The sequence below is a fragment of the Motilimonas sp. E26 genome, assembly GCF_021278025.1.
In the GTDB taxonomy this organism is placed as follows: Bacteria; Pseudomonadota; Gammaproteobacteria; order Enterobacterales; family CBDFNC01; genus Motilimonas.
On the sequence record NZ_JAIBHJ010000019.1, the window covers coordinates 21,018 to 37,234 of the forward strand.

At 43.9% G+C, this 16,217-nt stretch carries 14 protein-coding genes; 7 read left to right on the forward strand and 7 right to left on the reverse strand.

The window, feature by feature from the left end:
• Positions 1-36: 36 nt before the first annotated feature.
• From K1M91_RS15120 to cobU, 3 genes are all read right to left on the reverse strand, one after another.
• Positions 37-927 carry a cobalamin-binding protein gene (locus K1M91_RS15120; RefSeq protein ID WP_348983269.1) on the reverse strand — a complete coding sequence of 297 codons (891 nt, stop codon included), beginning with the start codon at positions 925-927 and terminating at the stop codon, positions 37-39.
• Entirely contained in the window at positions 927-1,532 is a 606-nt protein-coding gene (gene cobO / locus K1M91_RS15125; protein ID WP_232802893.1) for a cob(I)yrinic acid a,c-diamide adenosyltransferase, read from the reverse strand. The genes K1M91_RS15120 and cobO overlap by 1 nt, the downstream gene beginning before the upstream one ends.
• Positions 1,533-1,673: 141 nt before the next feature.
• A complete protein-coding gene (cobU, locus tag K1M91_RS15130; RefSeq protein ID WP_232802901.1) occupies positions 1,674-2,207 on the reverse strand; it encodes a bifunctional adenosylcobinamide kinase/adenosylcobinamide-phosphate guanylyltransferase in 534 nt (177 codons plus the stop codon).
• Positions 2,208-2,818: 611 nt separating this feature from the next.
• Here cobU and K1M91_RS15135 point away from each other — a divergent pair.
• The 7 genes from K1M91_RS15135 to K1M91_RS15170 all read left to right on the forward strand — a co-directional run bounded on the left by K1M91_RS15135 (position 2,819) and on the right by K1M91_RS15170 (position 11,068).
• The gene (locus K1M91_RS15135) at positions 2,819-4,489 is read left to right on the forward strand and encodes an ABC transporter substrate-binding protein (RefSeq protein WP_232802903.1); all 1,671 of its coding nucleotides are present in this window, start codon (positions 2,819-2,821) and stop codon (positions 4,487-4,489) included.
• 76 nt (positions 4,490-4,565) lie between these two features.
• The gene (locus tag K1M91_RS15140) at positions 4,566-6,260 is read left to right on the forward strand and encodes a hypothetical protein (protein ID WP_232802905.1); all 1,695 of its coding nucleotides are present in this window, start codon (positions 4,566-4,568) and stop codon (positions 6,258-6,260) included.
• 58 nt (positions 6,261-6,318) lie between these two features.
• Positions 6,319-6,948 (forward strand): ATP-binding cassette domain-containing protein, encoded by a 630-nt coding sequence (locus K1M91_RS15145; protein WP_232802911.1) that lies wholly within the window; start codon positions 6,319-6,321, stop codon positions 6,946-6,948.
• A gap of 52 nt (positions 6,949-7,000) precedes the next feature.
• Positions 7,001-7,735, forward strand: a complete 735-nt coding sequence (locus tag K1M91_RS15150; RefSeq protein WP_232802913.1) for an alpha/beta hydrolase — start codon at positions 7,001-7,003, stop codon at positions 7,733-7,735.
• A 66-nt stretch (positions 7,736-7,801) separates the two neighbouring features.
• Entirely contained in the window at positions 7,802-8,362 is a 561-nt protein-coding gene (locus K1M91_RS15155; RefSeq protein WP_232802914.1) for a hypothetical protein, read from the forward strand.
• Positions 8,363-8,650: 288 nt separating this feature from the next.
• On the forward strand, positions 8,651-10,549 hold the full coding sequence (locus K1M91_RS21545; RefSeq protein ID WP_348983270.1) for a diguanylate cyclase: 1,899 nt from the start codon (positions 8,651-8,653) through the stop codon (positions 10,547-10,549).
• 66 nt (positions 10,550-10,615) lie between these two features.
• On the forward strand, positions 10,616-11,068 hold the full coding sequence (locus K1M91_RS15170; protein ID WP_232802915.1) for a hypothetical protein: 453 nt from the start codon (positions 10,616-10,618) through the stop codon (positions 11,066-11,068).
• Between the two features lie 244 nt (positions 11,069-11,312).
• Here the strand turns inward: K1M91_RS15170 and K1M91_RS15175 are convergent, their stop codons facing one another.
• The 4 genes from K1M91_RS15175 to fadI form a co-directional block, all read right to left on the reverse strand.
• Positions 11,313-11,924, reverse strand: coding sequence for a GNAT family N-acetyltransferase (locus tag K1M91_RS15175; RefSeq protein WP_232802916.1), 612 nt, complete (start codon positions 11,922-11,924; stop codon positions 11,313-11,315).
• 107 nt (positions 11,925-12,031) lie between these two features.
• The gene (locus K1M91_RS15180) at positions 12,032-12,682 is read right to left on the reverse strand and encodes a hypothetical protein (protein ID WP_232802917.1); all 651 of its coding nucleotides are present in this window, start codon (positions 12,680-12,682) and stop codon (positions 12,032-12,034) included.
• Between the two features lie 122 nt (positions 12,683-12,804).
• On the reverse strand, positions 12,805-14,910 hold the full coding sequence (fadJ, locus tag K1M91_RS15185) for a fatty acid oxidation complex subunit alpha FadJ (RefSeq protein ID WP_232802924.1): 2,106 nt from the start codon (positions 14,908-14,910) through the stop codon (positions 12,805-12,807).
• 1 nt (position 14,911) lies between these two features.
• Positions 14,912-16,213, reverse strand: a complete 1,302-nt coding sequence (gene fadI / locus K1M91_RS15190; RefSeq protein ID WP_232802927.1) for an acetyl-CoA C-acyltransferase FadI — start codon at positions 16,211-16,213, stop codon at positions 14,912-14,914.
• Positions 16,214-16,217: the final 4 nt, after the last annotated feature.

Consider the following 16,217-nt stretch of genomic DNA (forward strand, 5'->3'; position numbering starts at 1 on the left):
TAACCTTGAGCGCTAGCCCAAGGCTTTCCTTTAGGCCTAACTTGATGTAGGTTTGAGTTTTTGCTGCCTTACTTGGTCTAACGCATCGCAGAGGGCATTAACCCCTAAAATAGAGCGCGGCGTCGCACGGTGCAGCCAATCGGCATTTAAAGTAAAAATGGCCTCATTGGCCACAGCAGGAATACCGCGCCATTGTTGCCAATTAATGGTCTGTTTTTGCCCCACTTCATCGGTCATGACAATAGCTTGTGGCGCTACCGATAATACACTTTCGGTGCTGATCACTGGATATTGCGCAGGATTATCATAAAAAGGGTTTTCACCGCCACACACTTCAATATATTGCTGCACCCAGCTGCCTTTTGCGACGGTGCGAAGCGGATTAGGCCATAGCTGATAAAACACCGTCACTTTCGGCGCATCGCTATATTTTGCCTGTGCTAGTTGCAACTGTTTAAGGTAATCGTTCGCAACTTGCTTGGCTTTTTCTTGTGCGCCGGTTAATTCACCTAGCATGATAATGGTATCGGCAATGCCTGCTAGTGTCTTGGTATCACTGTCGACCAGCGTTAAGCCTAAACTACTCAATTGGTTTAGTTCTCGAACTGAGTTACCGCTGCCCCAACTGATGATCACATCAGGTTCAAGTTGAATAATTTGTTCAATATTCAAACCATTATATCCACCTACCACGGGAATGCTTTTGGCCGCTTCGGGGTAATCAGTGAATCGAGTCGTACCGACAATTTTATCGCCTTGACCAATTGCAAAGAGCATTTCGGCTGAGTGAGGGGATAAAGTGATGATACGTTTAACAGGTTGTTTAACAACTTGCTGCGACTCGGCTGCGACATGAGCAGTAACTAGCATTAACCCTACCCCCGCTAAGGCGCTAGCCTTAACGAGAGAAATAAAGCTTTTAATCATTAATAGTCAAAGCCTTTCTGCGCCTTAATGCCCGCTTCAAAAGCGTGTTTGATACTTTGTACTTCACTGACCGTGTCGGCAATATCGATAATACCTCGATGACAAGCGCGGCCCGTGACCACAACATGCTGGTGCGCAGGACGATTTTGCAGTGCTTGGATCACTTGCTCTAGTTCAATGTATTTATAAGTAACCATGTAGGTTAATTCATCAAGTAACACGAAATCTAGGCTTTCATCTTGAAGAAGTTTTTCAGCTTCAGCCCATGCTTGTTGCGCCGCTGCCGTGTCTTTTTCTTTGTCTTGTGTTTCCCAAGTAAAACCAGTGCCCATGACAAAAAATTCAACGCCATGCTGCGCTAATAGATCGCGCTCACCACAAGCCCATGTGCCTTTAATAAACTGAACGACCGCCGCCTTCAAACCATGACCCACCGCGCGAGTGACAGTACCGAAACCTGCGGTAGACTTACCCTTACCATTACCGGTGATCACCATTAACACCCCTTTTTCATCGGTGGCGTTAGCAATACGTGCGTCTACTTTTTCTTTTATACGTTGCTGGCGCTCTTTATGGCGTTGTGCTTTTTCATCTTGAGTCGACATGTTACTTCCTTCATTTATTTTATTTGTAGGGATAATTGTGCTGTTGCACTAATGTATATGATTTAAATTTATTTAATCTCAGTTTTGCTTAAGCTAATTACAAGAGTAGAAATAGACTATTCTGCTTATCCAAAACTTGGGTTATTTAATTCGCTGCGACAAGCCGGCTACCACCCAATAAACCTCGTCGGCAATCTCTGCAATGGCTTGGTGTAGCCAACCTGTTTCATCAACAAATCGCCGGTTGATTGCCCCCATAGGTACGATGCCTGTGCCCACTTCATTGCTGACCAGAATGATGTCACCCGGCGCTTGCTTTAACGCTAACAAAAACTGTTGTTTTTGTTGCTGCCAGTGGGCAGTTAGCTGATCATTTTCTTTTTCTATGTCATAACGCAAAAGCTCGTTCGTCACCCACAGCGTTAGACAATCAACCAATAGGCAAGTGTTCTCTTGGCTGTACTTCATTATCCCATCGCCAAGATTATGGGGCACTTCAAGTGTTTGCCAATTGGCTGGGCGGGTTTGCTGATGCCTTGTAATTCGTTCGCGCATTTCATCATCCCATATTTGTGCCGTTGCCACGACCGACACAGGATATGGAGAGAGTAATGCTAGCTGTTCGCCATGGCGGCTTTTACCACTGCGGGCACCGCCTAAAATGAATCGAATCATCGTTGCTTCCAAACTTACATAAATCCGCGCTACGATACTGATTTTATCTCAGATTACAATCACCCTAACTTTTAGATGAAAGGGAAAGTCGCGTATTAGTCTATTTTTCATACTTAACTGCTCACGCAAGTTACGAATTTTGCACTAAAATTAGACCTACAAAGCAAATTTATTGGGTTGTTTTGCAATTACGGATCAAACTAGTAATCTGTCGCTTATGTCAGGGTGTAAGACTAACAGTTCGCCAGCAACTACGCGGTATCAATGAAGTTAGCTTGATGATCAAATCTTATAACGTGACAATAACATTGCATTACCGAGTCAGTAACGAAGTTACCAAGGCGAGTGAGTTTGATCTCAGTGGCTGAAAAAGCCAATAGATTAAGCTAGTATTATGTAATTGTGTGCTTTATAAGGTTTAAGCTAATGCTTAGATGTGATGGCCTTTCATGTTTATACAGTTAATTGTTAAACAACTATAGCCAAAATGCCCTTTGGCTTGGTTATATGAAAGATAATTTGCATGCTAATGGCTTAATGTTTCAAACCGATTATTTCTCCTAATCAGAGAATTTTGTTGTATCACCGATTAAGGGTAAAAAGGAATTCGAATGCTCGCGAAGATCACTAAACTATCCACCGCACTTTTGTTAGGTCTTTCTCTAACTGCGCCATCAGTCAATGCGGCTGACCAAGTTTCCCTGACCATAGTGTCTGAGTTTCGTCCTCTTTGGCAACGTAACTTTAATCCATTTGCAGCAACCGACCGCTTGCCAACAACCATGCAGTTTATTTACGAGCCGTTGGTGGTATTTAACGAAATGAAAGGGGGCACCCCCCATTATCGGTTAGCAAAAAAACACTATTTTTCAGATGACCTGATGTCTTTGTATTTCGACCTTCGCGAAGACGTAAAATGGTCTGACGGCACGCCGTTTACCGCAGACGATGTTGTTTATTCTCTCAACCTAGCAGCTAAAGGTGGAAAAACAGACGTACAAGGTTTAGCTAGCCATATCCTCAGCGTACATAAGCTATCTGACTATAAAGTAGAAGTGAAACTGAGCCAGGTAAATACCGGCATTGATACGCAAATTGTTCGCGCCCCTATCGTGCCGAAACACATTTTCACTAAAGCTGGTGACTTAACCACTTTCAAAAATGAAAATCCAGTTGGAACTGGACCATTTACAAACATAGAAGTGTTCTCTTGGCAGGTATATACCCAATGCCGCAACCCTTATTACTATGACAATGATAATTTGGCGATTGATTGCTTAAAAAGCCCGATTATTCAAAATAACAAACAATTATTGGCTGCAGCAATTAAAGGACGTTTAGATTGGACTTCATCGTTTATTCCAAATATTGAAGAAGTGCTTCTTAGTAAAAACGCCAGCACTAAATATTGGTTCCCCGCTGCAGGCTCTGCTTCATTTATGGTGAACTTTAAAACTCCTAATGAGAACAACCGCAAAGCCTTTAACGACATTCAATTTCGCCGCGCTTTTTCGATGGCAATGGACAGAGAGAAAATCGTCAATGTTGCAGGAGCAGGATACTGGTCTGTCAATGAATACCCGTCAGGTTTAGGCGATCAATTTAAGGCTTGGGCAGACCCATCGGTTAAAAGTAAATATGGCAAATTCAACAAACTTGATATTGCTGGAGCACAAATCTTACTGTCAACTGCGGGCTATCGTGATATTGATGGTGATGGCTTTGTTGAAAACCCCGATGGCAGCAAAATTGAGTTTGAAATTTTAGTGCCAAAAGGTTGGTCGGATCATATTCAAACCGTAGAGATTGGCATTGAGGGATTAAACAAAATAGGTATTAACGCGAAGATCAGCACACCTGAATTTGGCGTGTTAAATGAACTAGTGAAAAACGCCGACTTTGATGCCGCTTTTACCAACTACTTTGCCGGCGCTAACCCACATCGTTATTACTACACCGCTTTTCATTCTGAACAAATGGATAAAGCGCGTTTCGGTGGCCATCACTATATAGATAAAGATCTCGATAAGTTGATTGATTCATTCAACCAAACTGCCGATGAGCAAGAAAAACTAAACATTATGCATCGTATTGAGAACTACATCGGTGAGCGTCAAATTACCATGCCAGTGTTTAGTTCAAACTTTAACTTCCAATATGATGATGTTAGCTTTAAAGGATGGTTTAGTGCTAACAATCCCAAAGCAATTCCTGTAGTTTGGCCCGATACGCCAGAGCGTTTACTGCATGTGCTTGATATTGAGCCAGTAAAAACGCAATAAGCCTACCTTGCGCCTACTCAGGTAGGCGCAATCGTTTTGTTTTTTACAGGCTAAGGTCGTCATTATTTTTTCCCGCTTGTCTTTTTGGCTGCTGGCCTTTTGTTTCATCGCCCTATTCTTGTTGCCACTGGCTATCGGGCTTTTCGGTACACTATTACCCGCACTTAATTATCTCCCCAGCTTAGGTCATAACGAGTTATCAACCACGGCTTTTTCAACACTGTTTAATCATCCAACTACTTTTAGCGCGACGTGGTTAACTTTGCGAGTCGGCTGGATCAGTACATTTATTTCGCTGTGTTTAGCTTTGTTTTTATTTGCCTGCTTTTATTTGCGGCCCGGCTGGCGTTGGATCAATGCCGCTTTAAGCCCAGTGCTGGCAATCCCCCACGCCGCATTGGCCGTTGGCTTAAGTTTTGTTATTGCGCCTTCCGGTTGGCTATTACGATTAACGTCTCCGGCTTTAACCGGCTTTGACTACCCGCCAAACTGGCAAACCACACAAGATCCTTGGGGTGTATCACTGATCTTGTTAATGGTATTAAAAGAAACCCCATTTCTACTGTTGATGTTACTGTCGGCAGCCAAGAGTGTGCCGATTAAGCAAACTATTACGCTGGCACAAAGTATGGGCTATCACAGCAGCATAGCTTGGTTAAAATTGGTGCTACCGCAACTATTACCGCCACTGCGTTTACCCATCTGTGCGGTGCTGGCATGGTCGTTAAGCGCAGTGGATGTGAGCGTGATCTTAGGCCCATCAACTCCGCCAACGTTATCTGTATTGGTTTACTCTTGGTTTAATGACGCTGATATTGCTCTGCGCCTGCAAGGTGCTGCAGGCGCCATTTGGTTGTTAGGCCTCAATTTAGCCTCAATCGCCGTGTTATTTGTACTGCCTCGTATCGCTTGGCCTTGGCTGCAAGGTTGGTTAGTTAATGGTCAACGCCGCGGCCTATTAAGCCATATCAATAAATTGGGCACTGCCGTAGCAGTTAGCTATTTAATTTTAATTATCAGTAGCTTATTTGTCTTAGCTATTTGGTCTATCACCAAGCAATGGCGCTTTCCCGACCCGCTCCCTAGTCAATGGCGCTTGAGTTACTGGCAACAGACCTTAGACCAATTTAGCCCCACCTTGATCAATAGCTTAAGTTTGGCTCTGCTCAGTGCGGCTATTGCATTACTGCTCTCGGTGGTTATTTTAGAATTAGAAACACGTCAGGCACAAATTGCCAAACACCGCGCTAATCCGCTGCGTTATGTGGCGTTGTTTTATTTGCCCTTGCTTATTCCTGATATTGCTTATCTATTTGGTATTCAGGTCAGCTTAGTTTTTGCCAGCCTTGATGGGCAATATTTGCCGTTACTGTGGGGCCATTTGATGTTTGTATTGCCTTATTGTTTTTTGTCATTAGCACCTTATTACCGCCGCTTTGACTCACGCTATTGGCACCAAGCCATGTTATTGAGTGGCAGCCCATGGCGCAGCTTTTTCCAAATAAAATTAATGATGTTGCTCCCTGCTTTATTCAGTAGTCTCGCTTTAGGCTTTACCGTCAGCATGACATTATACCTGCCAACTTTATTTATTGGCGGCGGACGCTTCCCTACCCTTGCCACCGAGCTAGTCGCATTGGTCGCAGGTGCTGACAGGCGCTTAATCGCTGTATATGCACTGCTGTTACAAGGTTTACCCTTGCTAATGTTTGTTGCGGCCCTCGCTTTGCCGAGGATAATTTTCCGCCATCGCAAAGGCATGCGAATTTAAACAGCTGGCTTCAATTGTGATAAACAACGACCCCAGCAGTCATAAAGGATTAAACAATATGCGTTTTTGCTGTGAACAATTTTCAATCACACTGGAAGGCAAAGTCTTGTTTGCGCCCCTTAACTTTAATGTACAGGGGGGAGAGCAAGTGTGTATTATGGGGCCAAGTGGCTCAGGCAAATCGACCTTACTAAGCGCCATCGCTGGCACCATTGAGCCTATTTTTAGATGCCATGGCGACTTACGCTTAAACAATAACTCACTGATTGGGCAAAACTTAGCAAACCGTAAAGTGGGGATGATGTTTCAAGAAGACTTACTGTTTCCTCACTTGAATGTGGCGCAAAACTTAACCTTTGCCCTGCCTCAAGGACTCAGTACTGATCAACGTCGAGAAAAAATAAACCAAGCTTTAATTGCTGCTGATATGGCAGGTTTTAATACCCGTGATGTGGCCACCTTATCCGGTGGTCAGCGTTCACGCATTAGCTTGCTTCGCACCTTACTGGCTGAGCCAAAATTGCTATTACTGGATGAACCGTTTGCAAAGTTAGATAAACCCTTACGACAGAATTTTCGTCAATTTGTACTCAGCCATATTCAAGCCGCACAGATCCCTGCGATCTTGGTCAGCCATGATTTAAGTGATGCTGAGGATTGTCAGGTAGTTGAGTTATGTATACCATAGAACTCCCTGCAACCACTTAAAATATAAAGAAATTTAGCCTTAGGAAAAACTAATGATAAGCAAACTTGGGCTGATTGCCTTAATGTATTGTTGCCTTAGTTCGGCGCAAGCTGAAATCATTTATGATCAGTCTAGAAATCGGTCTATTCCAATCGAGGTATCATATCCTGTTCAGAAAACGAGTTGTCAGCCTCAACAACCGTGTTCCGTTGCATTTCTCAGTGCCGGCTATGGTGTACCTCATACTCATTACCAGTTTTTAACCAAGCAACTCATTGAACTCGGTTATTTGGTTATCGCAATTGGCCATGAGCTCGCGGGCGACCCTGCGCTATCGGTCACAGGGGATCTTTTTGCAACCAGAAGTGAAAATTGGCACCGTGGCGCAACTACCCTTAACTTTCTCAGAAACGAGCTGCAACCGCGCTTTTCTCATTATGATTTTAATAACTTGCTATTAATCGGTCATTCTAATGGCGGAGATATTTCAGCTTGGCTCGGTAATGAGGGAAAACCTTATATTAAGTCAATCATAACTTTAGATCATCGACGTGTACCTTTACCACGCTCAGCTTCAATTAAAGTGCTTTCAATTCGTGCTAGTGATTTTCCTGCTGATAAAGGGGTGCTGCCTTCTGAGCGGGAGATGAGTCGCGATGGCAGCTGCGTCATCACTATCCCGAAAGCAAAACATAATGATATGTCAGATCAAGGACCACAATGGTTAAAGAGTCGTATCAACAGTTTTGTTAAGCTATTTTTACAGAGTCAGTCTTGTCCAAACTAATTCCTGACAATCACCATTACAAAACTGCCTAAAAATCAATCCACATTAGATTCAATCGAGGTCAACTTGAAAACTCAAATTTATTGCTTGATGCTGCTATTTGTTACCGCAGCTGCAATGGCAGCGGATGAGAAGGTAAACTGCACGAGTGATACAAAAGAGCGCATGTTGGTGCTGCCAGCACCACTAAACAACATTGCCCGTATTGAATGTGGTTTGTTCGGCCAATCCATTGTTGCCAATGAACAGTGGACTTGGGTACAAGGCATGCCTTATACCTATGGGCTACCTGGCAGTATACCCGCCATCGGGACAGCGCGCTTATCAGCAGTATTAATGCAAGAAGATGAACCTGAGCTGGCCTACTTCACGCAAATATCTGTCTCATCGCTACCAATAACAGTGCTAAAACAACAATCGATGGCAGAGTTAGCGTCCTTGGTTGATGCTGACATTAACCAAATAACCAAGCTATTCCAAATCACCACAATCAACCAACTAGGTGATAAAAATACCTTAATCGCAGTTGAATATATTACCGGACACTATCGATTTTTTGATGCCAACGAACGCGTTGACGTCATCATGCCAAAATTTAGTGCTTTCAAGCGTCCGCAGCGCCATTAAAAATAGCCATGTTCAAGGTGAATGCCGTTAGTGAATTTACATCCGAGCAAACTATCTAATAAACACTTGGTTTTTCTCAACGTAACAGCGGTTTTATCATAATTAATCATAAACAATTATCGAGATGTGCTGAGTGCCGCATTAATCACGCTTGGCTCGCAAGGTGAATGTCTTAGGCCTGTGCTAGGGTCTGTTGATCTTTGCTGGTTAATTTTTGTTCGAGATAAAAGCGTTTTGAGCAAGGCGAGCAGTGTGTAGCTTAGCATTCTAAGTAAATACTGCTCAACGATGGGCAAAACGCTTTTAGCCGAATCCGTAGGACAGCGTTTGTTGGGTATTTCTACTGCGTTATCGCCTTTTCGTGTAGCTAGCTACACCACAAAAGCGCTGCCTACAACGATTGTTTTGTATAAATACCCAACAATTCGCTGCAAAAACAATCACGAAAGATCAACAGACCCTAGGATTTATTCATACTTAATTGAAATATTTGATGAAATGGCATTTTTCCCATGCTCCATGTGGACCGCTGCTCGGATCACGCTATACAGCCTTGTTTTATTGTTCGTCATTTGCATTCCGGTCACTGGCTTTGCCTCCCCCTCCGCCACACTTGCTGGCAACGAAACGGTGGTTATTGACGATGTTGAACTTTGGCGGGCGATAGATCTAAAAAACCATGCTGTACCTGTGTCGTTAACTGATTTAAGCCAATTATTTGCACATGCAAATACGTTAAACGCTTCCTTAACAAATCAGTCAGGCGCTTATCTAGCGCGCCTGACATTGACAAACAGCGAGGACCGCGCCAGTAGCCGCTTTTTTCGTATTAATGCCAATTTTGTTGATATAGGGCTCGGCTTTTGGCAGTCCGACCAAACAACATCACTGCACCAAGTGGATTTTTCGCAGCACCATGACACCGACAATCCAAAACTAATGCACGCCCAAGTATTTCAACTCACATTAAACCCCAATGAAAGTGGCGAACTATGGCTGTATATCAAAGCTGACCATTATGCTAAGCCGCTTACACTCAAAATCATTAGCAGCCAGCACTTTTTTCAGCAACTGTTTATGACTAATGCACTGACGATTTTTTCTATTGCTACCATGCTGGCGTTAGCCATTATCGCACTGGCCTTATACATAAAAACACGTTTAACTGTGACTCTTGCCTGCTCCGGCTATATTGGTTTACATGGTTTAGGTTGGGCGGCCGCCTCTGGCTTGATTGATGATCTGTTTAATATTCAGGTTATTAATACTACTTACCTTGGTATGATTTTATTTCCATTTGCCATAGCGGCAGCCTGTCAATTCACTAAACTTCTGTTTAATATGAATTATCACCGAAAGTCATGGGCAAAATTATTTAATTATGTGGCACTGGCTTGTATATTTTTTGGCGTGGTGACTCCTTTTGTTCCTTTTTCAATATCATTTGCCATCGCCCATATCATTGCTGTGCTTTGGGTACCATTAGCCATTTTAACCGGCTTTAAAATGATGATATTTAATGATTTCAGAGCAAAGTATTACCTCATTGGTAACATTTTGTATGGCGCATCTTTAATCTACTATATGCTTTCTCATAGCCCATTATTGCCAGTAGCAAGTCAAGCCGAGCTGGTGGTATTAGTAGCCCTCGCTGCCGATTGTATTTGTATTTTGCTGTCATTAGCCACTTGGTTACAGCATAAAAAACAAGATTACAGCCGCGCTTACAGCCAAGCTCGTATCGACCCTCTTACTCATGCGGGTAACCGACACGCATTGAATGAAGCATTAGCAAAATTGCCCAAGCATTATCTTGTCTGTTTTATTGATTATGATGGTGTAAAAACCATTAATGACAAACAGGGCCATGGTAAAGGTGACGAGCTATTACAATTTGGTACCCAACTCATGAATGAGGCGTTTAGGGGAGAAGGCGACATTTTTCGCACCGGCGGCGATGAGTTTATCTGCTTATTTAGCCTAAAATCTGCCAATCAATTTACACCAACGATACAAAACATTAAGCAGATGATCACAGACTGCCAAGTACGCTTACACGAAAAGTGGCCCACTAGCGGTATCAGTTACGGTATTGCAAGCTCTTTGGAAAGTGCGAACCAATCACAATGCTTGGCCCTAGCAGACCAGCGCATGTACCAACAAAAACGCAGTAAAAAAACGATATAACTCAGTAAGTAACACGCTATGTTTGGGTACTAGCAACGTTACATTTATTACCTAACTGGGGAAGTAATGAAAAAAGTTTTGTTTCTATGTACTGGCAACTATTATCGTAGCCGCATGGCTGAAGAATATTTTTACCATCTTTGTCAGGAGGCTAATCTAGACTACCACGCTGATTCGCGTGGTATTTCACAGTTACTAGAAGGCAATGGCAACGTTGGCAATATTGCACACGAAGTGGTTGAGATACTTAAGGCTATCGCAGTTACATGCCATAGCCAAAACCGCAAACCAATCAGCGTATTACCCCAAGACTTCGTCGAATATGATCATATTATTGCGCTTGATCGCACTGAGCATTTGCCCATGCTCAACGAAAACTTTGCCGCGTTTGCTGACAGGGTACACTATCTGAACGTTGGCGATGTACATGTAGAGCCTGTTTATGTGGCCGTGGTTAAATTAGTGAAGCAAATTGACTCGCTATTTCATAACTTGAACGCCGGAGATAAAGCGTTTTAGCGTACTGTCCCCTATGGAAAAATTCACCTGACGCGACTAAAAGCAAGATCTTCTCGACCTTCATCTAACTTTTAAGCAGCCGCTTTGGCATTACTTAAACTGATAACTAAGCTTTTGGTATCAAAAAGATAGTAAGCTTTTAAGGGAAAGAAATGAGAGCACTTTTTTGGATAGTATTACTAAGCACTAAACTGCCCAGTGGTGAGTCTTGAAGGGCAGCATTTTTTACAACAAGCTCAATAAGTCAAAACTTGATGCCATAACCAAACGAATGCTCAAACTGAGCGATTTGGCTAAAGCCCATTTTCTCATAAAAACGGATCGCAGTTTGATTCGATGCCGACACTTCAAGGTGCAAACCTGACACGTTTAGCTGTTTCAGATTCTCGATAAAGGTTTCCATCAGTTTACGACCAATACCGTGTCCTTGAGTTTCTGGCAGTAAGTTAATGTGCAGATGGGCCGGATAGTCACGATATTCTGGTCGCGGTTGATAGCCTTGATGAAGATAAGATATTAACTTGTCGTTCAAACTGACTGGAGCCGAGTTAAGTAGCGGAAATTGTGCCCTCAGTTGAGGAAACCATTCATTTTCACAACGCTGTGCAAATCTTTGTGAACAACGCGTACCGACGACAAAGCCACAGGGCTTTTCATTATGGGTTACGATGAAACAAACGTCAGGTTCAAACACACCATAAGGGGCAGCGTAAAAATGACCTACCAGCTTTTTGTCTGCAAATAGATGGGAAGCGTCTTTACCGCCATCGGCTGTTAATAAGCAAATTTCATACAAGGCGTTCAAATCACTTGGCTGATAAGGACGGATCTCAAACGGCAGTTCTTTTGTGGGCATGTTTTTTTCCAGTACTAGTTTTTTATTTTGAGAATATCCACAAACTCAGTTCATAACAATGCATGAATAAACCATTTTAGCTATAAATAACAATTCATTGATTTAGCTTAATCTCCCCCGCCACAGCTGCTACAACTTGAGCCGCCACAAGATGAATCGCTACTATCATAACCATCACCACTCCCGCCGCCACAACCAATGTGCCCAGCACAATAGCCACTGGCACCAGCAGCTTGGCAGTTTAAATGATAAGTAAAACCATCGGCAATTTGTAATTTGGCATCAATGGCAAATAATAGCGGCAGGGTAAACGCTGCATTAGGGTCAATGCGGTCTTTTTTACATGCAAAACGCCAGGCTCGTTTAATGCCCTCTTGGGCTATAGTTGGTGAGGTCATGGCCTCGGCGGGCGTGTGATGTAAAAAACGGCCCAGCCCTTGTTGACAAAACAAGGCATAATTACGCGTGAACAAAATAAACTCATGCCAAGCGACATCTACAACCTGAGAAGGCATCGACACCATTTTGTTACCCGCTAAGTTACACACTTGAAAGTAATCCCGTAGCCCTTGCATCACTAAGTCTATTTCTGACTCCGTTAAATGCGGGTAAACTTGCAGCACTTTAGCCTTGATGGATACGGGGAACTGAAAGGACAAAATGTACGCCTCTCGACGCTGAATTCTTTGTCCAGTGAAAACCTTTAATAGGCCAATAATGGCTATCACTATGATGGCTGCAATGATCACTTCAAACACTACAAACAACCTTTATCAATTTTTTGTAAAATGATAAAAGATATTGCTCTGGCTAGCAACGCAATACTGAGTGCTCATTGGGTTATCAGCCAACAATAAGCACGCAGCTAACTAAATCAATCCTACGGCACTGATGGTGCTGATATAGCCTTGATCATATTAACAACATCAGCTTCAGGGATAAAACGATCGCCATATAGCTTCGCAAACAGGGCCAATTTATCTAATATTACCGCTGCGCCCAGTTGTTTAATCATGTTAACAGGGCCACCTAAATGGGGCGGAAAGCCAATACCGAATACCGCGCCAACATCAGCATCGCGATCACTTTGCACGATGCCTTCATTTAAACAGCGGCACACTTCGAGCACCATTTGCAATACACAACGCCACGCCATCTCGTCATCCGTTAGATTGGCATTTAAACGGATATCCAGCACATCATAAACCCTATCATCGGCTTGATTTAGAGACTTAGCATGATCATAACGATAAAAGCCTTTGCTGGCTTTTTTACCTAAACGCTGGTCACCCAGTAAATGATTAAATACATCGGGTGGCGTAAATCGCTTGCCTAACTCACGACTTAAAATAGGCGCAATTTTTGCCGCTACATCTAAGCCAACTTCATCCAATAAACGTAGCGGTCCCACCGGAAAGCCAAATTGAGTCAAGGCATGATCTATCTTCGCTATTTGCTCTCCCGCTAACAATAAGCGAGCCGCTTCATTAATATAAGGCGCAAGAATACGGTTAACGTAAAAACCAGCGCAATCTTTCACTACTATGGGGGTCTTTCCCTGGCGTAAGGCAAAGTTTACCGTGCGATTAATCGTAGCTTCGCTGGTATTTGCATGGGGGATAACTTCAACTAAAGGCATTTTTTCTGCCGGGCTAAAGTAATGTAGCCCTATGATGTTTTCTGGTCGCTTAGCATTCTTGGCAATGGCGGCGATAGGAATCGATGACGTGTTACTAGCAAAAATAGTGTCCTCTCGACCATAATGCTCTACGTCTGCGACCATTTGTTGTTTCAACTTAAGGTCTTCAAACACGGCCTCTATCACCAAATCGGCTTTACCCATGCCTTGATAATCTAACGTGCCTGAATAACGCGCCATAACTTGGTCATATTCAATCCGTGAAAAATGCCTTTTACTGCGCTTTTGCTGTAATAAGCCATCACCGTAAGCCATCGCATGCGCCACACCGGATTGATGAATATCTTTGATCCGCACAGCTACATTTGCGTTATTAACGCAGCTATAAGCAATACCGCCGCCCATAAAGCCACCGCCCAATAACCAAACTTGCGAGATGGCCTGATCATTGGCATCTTCGCGCTTTTTCTTTAGTTGGGTTGAAGCAAAAAACAAACCTCTCAAAGCTTGAGACTGCTTTGTCATCACTAATTGCGCAAACTGCTCAGCTTCAGTAGTGAAGGCTTTTTTACTCATGTTACGCACACTGAGTACATCTAAAATTGCGTCAATCGCGGGGTAATGACCTTTCGATTTAGCCAAGGCTTGTTGCCGCGCTTTTTTAAGTAAAAAACCGCGGCCAATAAATGAATTAAGCAACGTTTCGGAAACACTTTGGCGACTCGAGCGTTTCACTTTTTTGCTTAATGCTGCGTATTCCATAGCGCTATTGAGTAACACGTCTTTAGGCAATACTTCATCTACCAGCCCTAATGCCAATGCTTGCTTTGCTCTTAGCTGCTTACCGGTCAAGATCAAATCCAGCGACTTCATCAAACCAATTCGAGCAACCAAACGCTGGGTGCCGCCACTGCCTGGCAGTAAGCCAAGTTGCACCTCAGGCAAACCTAAGCGGGTTTTCGGGTTGTCAGACACGATGCGCATATCACACGCTAACGCTAACTCTAAGCCGCCGCCTAAACAACTACCGTCAATGGCAGCCACGACGCGAAACGGTAGTTTACTTAAACGCTTAAATAGCTTTTGGCCCGCTTCAGACAAAGCCTGCGCTTGTTGCGCGGTTTGGCATTGATCTAACATGTTGATGTCTGCACCAGCAATAAAACAATCTTTTTTGCCACTGTAGATAACCAACCCTTTGATGCTGCTGTCTTGCTCAAGTTCATCTAACAGCGCTGACATTTTTTCGATGGCCGATTCTTGTAAGGTATTCACACTCGCATCTGCCATTGCAATACAAATTTGCGCGATGTTATCTTCGGCTCGGATCAAGGTTAAATCTGCCATATTAATTCACCTCCAAGATAACCGCGCTGCCTAAGCCACCTGCGGCACAAGCGGTACATAAGCCTAACCCGCCGCCACGGCGACGCAAATAACTTAAGGTTTGCAATATCATTCGTATTCCCGTAGCTGCAAAAGGATGACCATAAGCAATTGAACCGCCAAGCGGGTTAAACTTATCCATATCTATGGTACCGATAGCGCCAGTCAGGCCGATGGAACGGCCAAATTGCTCTGATTCAAACATCTTTATATTGGCCAAAGTCTGCGCAGCAAAGGCTTCATGCATTTCAATGTAATCCATATCAGATAAACTTAAACCAGCTTTTCTTAAAGCGATAGGCGTGGCGTGAGCAGGACCAAGTAGCATGTCTTGCCAGACATCAATTGCAGCAAATGCCCAACTGCGAATATAACCCAGTACAGGTATCCCTAGTGCCTTTGCTTTCGCTTCACTCATTAACATAATGGCACCCGCACCATCAGTCAGTGGCGTTGAGTTTGCCGCCGTTACTGAGCCGTGTTTTTTGTCAAATGCTGGCTTGAGATCGGCGTAATCTGCTAAATGTGAATCGGTGCGAATATTATTGTCTTGCAAGATGGCTTCGCGAAAAGGCGGGGTCCACGTTGGCATAACATGTTCTTTTAGCCAGCCTTGTTGCCATGCGTCACTAGCAAGACGATGTGAGCGATGAGCAAACGCATCTTGATCCGCTCGGCTAATAAGCCAGCTTTTAGCCATTTGCTCCGCCGTTTGCCCCATCGATAGTCCGGTGGAATATTCCGCGATAGCCGGCGCGACGGGCACTAAATCGGCCAATTTCAACTGGGATAATAACTGTAATTTCTGCCGCACATTCTTGGCTTTATTGAGTCGCACTAATTGTTTTGCTAGCTGCTGCGACACACCAATGGGTAACACAGAGGTGGAATCCGCGCCACCAGCAATGCCTGTCTCAATGGAGCCCGCTAGAATAGACTCGGCAATATTGGCCACCGCTTGAAAGCTAGTCGCACACGCACGTGAAACGGAATAGGCGTCAGTGCTCGCGGGTAAGGCCGTGCCAAGCACAATCTCTCTGGCAATATTGGGCGCGGCAGGCATTTGTACCACTTGGCCAAATACCACTTGCTCAATGGCGCTAGCAGGCAAGTCGGTGCGCTGTAGCAGCTCAGACACCACCAGCTTACCTAGCGCTAATGCGGGGATATCAGTATAAGCCGTCATTTGCTTAGCAAAGGGGGTTCGCAGCCCCGCAACAATAGCGATACGTGGTAACGTCGACGATGGTGAAACAGCTGACATACGG

Excerpts from the sequence above, each read along its gene's own strand:
- K1M91_RS15120 (WP_348983269.1), bottom strand. The coding sequence starts at position 927 with ATGATTAAAAGCTTTATTTCTCTCGTTAAGGCTAGCGCCTTAGCGGGG.
- cobU (WP_232802901.1), bottom strand. The coding sequence starts at position 2,207 with ATGATTCGATTCATTTTAGGCGGTGCCCGCAGTGGTAAAAGCCGCCAT.
- K1M91_RS15150 (WP_232802913.1), top strand. The coding sequence starts at position 7,001 with ATGATAAGCAAACTTGGGCTGATTGCCTTAATGTATTGTTGCCTTAGT.
- K1M91_RS15145 (WP_232802911.1), top strand. The coding sequence starts at position 6,319 with ATGCGTTTTTGCTGTGAACAATTTTCAATCACACTGGAAGGCAAAGTC.
- fadJ (WP_232802924.1), bottom strand. The coding sequence starts at position 14,910 with ATGGCAGATTTAACCTTGATCCGAGCCGAAGATAACATCGCGCAAATT.
- cobO (WP_232802893.1), bottom strand. The coding sequence starts at position 1,532 with ATGTCGACTCAAGATGAAAAAGCACAACGCCATAAAGAGCGCCAGCAA.
- K1M91_RS15135 (WP_232802903.1), top strand. The coding sequence starts at position 2,819 with ATGCTCGCGAAGATCACTAAACTATCCACCGCACTTTTGTTAGGTCTT.
- K1M91_RS15170 (WP_232802915.1), top strand. The coding sequence starts at position 10,616 with ATGAAAAAAGTTTTGTTTCTATGTACTGGCAACTATTATCGTAGCCGC.
- K1M91_RS21545 (WP_348983270.1), top strand. The coding sequence starts at position 8,651 with ATGGGCAAAACGCTTTTAGCCGAATCCGTAGGACAGCGTTTGTTGGGT.
- K1M91_RS15175 (WP_232802916.1), bottom strand. The coding sequence starts at position 11,924 with ATGCCCACAAAAGAACTGCCGTTTGAGATCCGTCCTTATCAGCCAAGT.
- fadI (WP_232802927.1), bottom strand. The coding sequence starts at position 16,213 with ATGTCAGCTGTTTCACCATCGTCGACGTTACCACGTATCGCTATTGTT.